General features: G+C 48.5%; 1 protein-coding gene. It reads left to right on the top strand.

What is annotated here, in order from left to right:
* Positions 1–1,663: polysaccharide deacetylase family protein (locus tag GX016_04570; protein HHT70835.1), on the top strand; the 1,663-nt coding region annotated here is incomplete at both ends.

The following is a 1,663-nucleotide window of genomic DNA, read 5'->3' as shown; positions in this document are numbered from 1 at the left end:
GAAAGATAAAAAAATATTTAGGCTTACTCTTGTGTTGTTGCTTCCGTTACTTCTCTTATGTTTGGCTTTTAGTTACCCGCCTCTCCAAGAAGCCCAACATAACGAAAAAATAGCCGTGATGACCAATTCCGAATGGGATTGGGACCACGGTTGGCCGGAGACGGACTATTTGTCAGTGCTTAGGGAGACAGTGAGCGCACTGGATTATCTAGGATACCGCTATGATTTGGTAAACGAGACCATAGCCCAAGATGACCTAAATTCCTACGTCATGGTCATTTCTGTTGCCGGTACCGATGGGAAGAAAATATTACGGTATTGTACAGACACCGATCGGACGGTGTTTGTTCTGTATGATGTGAGTCCGGAACTTAGCGCAGGTCTTGACATTACCCAGGGTAAGTTCGTTCTTAGTGCTGAAGGGATTCCCGAGATAACGAAGGAGGGCCCCTTAACTAAAGGGTTGGTGAGCGAATACGGATCACTACCCTTGTGGGGAGCCTATGACCATTGCTTTGGTCCGGAAGCCGAGGTACTGCTAAAAAATCCCAAGGGATTGCCTGTGCTCACAGAACAAAGAAATTCCTCGGGACGGTATGTGTTTTTACTGACCAGGGCTTTAACCTGGAATGCCTACAGTTATCGCTTGTTAGATAACTTGATCCAGGAAGCTACTAAGCTGGCTAAGATCGGTGGGGTACCGTATGCCATGGATGTGCCGGTGATCATTCGCTTGGACGACTTTTCTTCCGGGTCGCTTTTCTGGCGAGCTTATACAGACATAACCCGAAAACTGACTATAGCGGCCATTATGGGGCAGATGGACGCTGAAGGGTGGTTGACCATGGCCCAGGCCGGGATTGATATTGTGCCCCATGGATACAACCACGAAGATCTCTCTACTTTGACTTATCAGAAGCAGGCGAAGATAATTGCCCGCACAGCAGAGAAATACCAACAATATGCCGGCCATCAACCGGTGGGCTATATCGCCCCTTACAACCGTATCAACGAAGATACTACCAAGGCGTGTTCGGAGGCCGGCCTCCTTTGGATCACCACCTATCACGGTATGGCCCGAATTCCCCGCCATTATTATCGGAACTGTTTGAACTCGGTTTGGGTGTTGGGAGCGAGACCGGAAGCTTTTGTTGACGCAGCTGCAGTCGAAAAGGCGTTAGTAGAAGGAGCGGTAGAGCAAAAGCCGCTTGTGTTTGTAGAACATCCCTCTGCTCGAAACGAGGAAGGTCGTTTGCAAGACTCTCTGTCAGCACTGCGGGCTACTGTAAATTACGTTAGTACCCATGACGGTTATTATTTAACCGGCATAAATGACTATTTTAGCCATCTTATCGACCAAAAGCAGGTGCATTGCGCTGACAACTCCATTGTTGTTAAAAATGAGATCGCTGCCGGGCTGACTTTTACTTATCCTGATTGTGATCGAGAGCATATGATGCAATTAGGCAGTAGTGTGCCTATGTTTTACCGCCATGGTTCCACGGTGCTTCCTGCCTTGCAGCCGGGAAACTACCTGCTGACACCGGTGCAGAATATGCCTGTTCTTCTTGAACCCGGTCCGGGTGTGGTTATTAAGAGCGCTGTTTACTATCCGGAAGACAAAAGAGCCGAGGTTTTGCTGGAGGCATTTGTGGCCAAGGAT

This window comes from Bacillota bacterium (assembly GCA_012837285.1).
GTDB lineage: Bacteria > Bacillota > DTU030 > DUMP01 > DUMP01 > DUNI01.
This window is presented reverse-complemented; position numbering and strand designations above follow the sequence as displayed.